The sequence below is a fragment of the Mesorhizobium sp. WSM4976 genome (assembly GCF_029625685.1).
Lineage (GTDB): Bacteria > Pseudomonadota > Alphaproteobacteria > Rhizobiales > Rhizobiaceae > Mesorhizobium.
The window spans coordinates 1-3,929 of sequence record NZ_JARTVT010000074.1 but is presented as its reverse complement, the minus strand read 5'-3'; the positions used below and the strand labels follow the sequence as shown (position 1 = coordinate 3,929).

At 64.4% G+C, this 3,929-nt stretch carries 2 protein-coding genes; both read left to right on the top strand.

The window, feature by feature from the left end; all coding sequences use genetic code 11:
- Positions 1–264 precede the first annotated feature (264 nt).
- Entirely contained in the window at positions 265–2,436 is a 2,172-nt protein-coding gene (locus P9272_RS35615; RefSeq protein WP_278164868.1) for a type I secretion system permease/ATPase, read from the top strand.
- On the top strand, positions 2,433–3,929 hold a 1,497-nt coding region (locus P9272_RS35610), incomplete at its 3' end, for an HlyD family type I secretion periplasmic adaptor subunit (RefSeq protein WP_278164866.1). The genes P9272_RS35615 and P9272_RS35610, both read left to right, overlap by 4 nt.

Here is a 3,929-nt window from a genome sequence, read left to right as displayed (position 1 = left end):
CGGCCAGCCCGTCAACATGGCCTTCAACCTCGCGCTGCAGGACTATGACGCGTTCAATAGCGGACTGAACAGTAACCTCACGGAGGCTGGGACAGGCACGCTCAACATCAACCTGACCGCTCCCACAGTCTAGCGTTTGGGCTTCGGCCGAGCCGGAACCCCGGCCCGGCCCCTTTTTGGGGGGTGGCAGTGGACCAGGCGAACAGCAACACGACCGGAGTGACCGCGGAGGCCGAGCCACCGCCCGAAGCGGCACATACCACGATCGAGCTTGCGAGGACCGATCCCACCCAGCCGTTCACACCCATCGACTCCGGCCTGGCCGGGCTCGCGGTGATCGCGGGATATTACCGCATCGCCGCCGACCCGGCGCAGATGCGTCATCAGCTCGCGCTGACGGGGCGCTTCGCCGCGGCCGAGGATATTGTCCGCGGCGCGAACGTCCTCGAGTTGCGCTCGCGCATCCTGCGCGGCGTCAAGGCCAAGCGCCTCGCCGCCGTTCCCTACCCCGCGCTGATCGGCCTCAAGGACGGCACCTTCGCCGTGCTGGCCGCCTCGCCCACAAAGGGGCACGCGCGGCTGCTCGATCCGATCGGCCGCCTTGCCCGGGAAATGCCGATCGAAGATATCGTGGCGCTCTCCTCGCGCGAGGTCGTTCTGGTCACGCGCCGCCTTGGCGGGGCGGGCACAAACCCCAGGACTTTCGGATTCCGCTGGTTCCTGCCCTCGATCCTGCGTTACCGGCGGCCCCTCGCCCAGGTCGCGCTTGCCTCGCTCTTCGTGCAACTTTTTGCCCTTATCACGCCGGTTTTCTTTCAGCTCATCGTCGACAAGGTATTGGTGCATAAAGGCGTGTCGACGCTGACCGTGCTCATCGTCGGCCTGGTAACGCTGGGACTGTTCGAGACGGTCCTGCAATTCCTGCGCACCTACACGCTGAGCCACACCACCAACCGGATGGACGTGGAACTCGGCCGGCGCCTGTTTCATCACCTCTTTCGCCTGCCTCTCGCCTATTTCGAGACGCGCGCGACCGGCCAGACGGTGGCGCGCGTGCGCGAGCTCGAGACTGTCCGCAACTTCCTGACCGGCCAGGGGCTCACCTCGCTGCTCGACCTCGTCTTCACGTTGGTCTTCTTCGTCGTGATGTTCATCTATTCGCCGACGCTGACGCTGGTCGTGCTCGGCACGGTGCCCGTCTATCTGTTGATTGCGGTGCTGATCCGCCCGGTTCTTCGCGAGCAGATCAATGAAAAGTTCAACCGGGGCGCCCGCTCCCAGCAGTTCCTCGTCGAGTCGATCGTCGGAGCGCCGACCCTGAAGGCGGCGAGCGTCGAGCCGATGATGCAGGCGCAGTGGGAGGAACGGCTCGCGTCCTATGTCCGCACTTCCTTCGACGCCGGCGTCACCGGCTCGCTTGGCCAGAACCTCATCCAATATGTGAGCAAGGTGACGACGGCGCTGATCCTGCTCTTCGGCGCGGAGGCGGTGATCGGCGGGTCGATGACTGTTGGCGAGCTGATCGCATTCAACATGATCGCCTCCCAGGTGGTCGCGCCTATCCTTCGGCTCTCGCAGCTCTGGCAGGACTTCCAGCAGGTCCAGGTTTCGGTAGCGCGGCTCGGCGACATCCTGAACACGCCGCCGGAGCCCGTGCCCCAGAACCTGCTGACGCTTCCACCGCCGAAAGGCGAGATCGAGCTGCGCGGCGTGTCGCTGCGCTACCGGGCCGACGCCGCCGAAGCTTTGCGCAATGTCACATTGTCGATCGCCGCAGGCGAAGTCGTCGGCTTTGTCGGAGCCTCGGGTTCGGGCAAGTCGACGCTGGTCAAGGTGGTGCAGCGGCTTTACTCGCCGCAGGCTGGACAGGTGATGCTCGACGGCATCGATATCGCCCAGCTCGATCCGGGCTGGCTTCGCCGCCAGATCGGCGTCGTGCTGCAGGAGAACATCCTCTTCAACCGCTCGATCCACGAGAATATCGCGCTTGGCGATCCTGCGGTGCCGCGGGCCTGGGTGATCCAGGCGGCCAGGCTCGCCGGCGCCGACGAATTCATCGCGCAGATGCCGCAGGGCTATGACACGGTTATCGAAGAGCGCGGCGCCAATCTCTCCGGCGGGCAGCGCCAGCGCATCGCCATCGCCCGTGCGCTCGCCACCAATCCGCGCATCCTGATCTTCGACGAGGCGACCTCAGCACTCGACTACGAGAGCGAGCGCATCGTCCAGGAGAACATGCGTGCCATCGTGCGCGGCCGCACGGTCCTGATCATCGCGCATCGCCTGGCGGCGGTACGTCCATGCACGCGCATCGTCGGAATGGAACGGGGCGAGATCGTCGAGATCGGAAGCCACGAGGAACTCCTCGCGCGCCAAGGTGGCCTCTACGCCAGGCTTTGGGCGCTGCAGTCTGATCAAGCGAGGGCTGGTATATGAACGAAAGAACCTTGCCGCCGCTGCCTCCTGCGTCGCCGCAACCGGCCAACCTACCGGCCCCGGTCATCTCCGGCCGCGATCGCGAATTCCTGCCGGCGGCGATTGAAATCCTGGAAACGCCGCCGCCGCCGCTGCCCGTTGTCACGATGCTTACGATCTGCGTCTTCTTCGCGGCCGCGCTCGCCTGGTCGTTCTACGGACGGCTCGACGTGCACGCCGTGGCCCCCGGTAAAATCGACACGGCCGGACGCGCCAAGGTGATTCAACCGCTCGATCCCGGCAAGGTTGCGGCCATATACGTCGACAACGGACAGCGCGTCAGGGCGGGCGATCTGCTTCTGGAGCTCGATCCGGCTGAGCCGGCGGCTGAAGAAAATGCGCAGCGCGACGGGTTGAATGCCAACCTCGCCGAAATCGCACGCCGGCGCTTCGCGATCGCGACGGCGCGCGCCGTGCTCGACGGTCCAGCACGGTCCAATGAGGCAAACGCAGGCGAGGTCATCGTCGCACAGCTGGCACAAGCCGCCTCCGACCCTGAGCCAAGAATCGTTTGGACTGCCGCGCTGCCGGAGGCTATGCGCCTGCGCGAGGCTTCGGTTCTGACGGCCGACCTCGATCAGCTCCTTGGCTCCTTGCAGAGCCTGGACAAGCAGATCTTGCAGAAGGACGCGACGCGCCAGCGCCTCGACATGAGCATAGCTTATCAGAACAAGGTGATCGAGACACTGACCCAGCTCGTCAGCACACGCCAGGAGGCAGTCAATCGCGAAGTAGGCAGCAAGGTCAACCTTTACGACTCCACGCAGCAGTTGGAGAGATCACAATCCTCGCTCGCATCTGACCAAGGGGAACTGATCGAGACCGATGCCGCCCTCAAGGAGCTTGCGAGCCAGAAGATAATGACTCTCTCGCAATTTGTGGCTGACAATGAAAACAAGCTTGCCGATGCCGAACGCAGGGCGGACGAAGCCAAACAGGCGCTCGCGAAGGCCGACGCGCGCCTCGCTCGCACCAAGCTCTATTCACCGACCGACGGCGTCACCCAACAGATCGCCGTGACCACCGTCGGTCAAGTCGTGACCACCGGGCAGCAACTGCTTGTCGTGGCGCCGACGCAAGGCGCGCTGCAGGTTGAGGCGCTCGTCGCCAATCTTGACATCGGCTTTGTCAAACCGGGTCAGAGTGTCGCGGTTAAGGTCGACGCCTTCCCCTTCACCCGTTTTGGCGTGCTGCACGGCAAAGTCACCCGTGTCGCCTCCGAAGCCGTCGAAGAGCAGGAAGCCAAGCGTGGGCTCGCCAATGCAGCAGCTTCTGCCAACACCGCCGCCGCGCCCGTGAGCCAGGCCGGGCAGCCCCAGAGCTTTGTCTTCCCGGTCACCATCGCGCTCGATGAGCAGGTGATGAACATTGGCGGGGAGATGATCCCACTCACTTCTGGCATGACGGTAAGCGTGGAAATCAAAACCGATAGCCGCCGCGTGATCGATTATCTG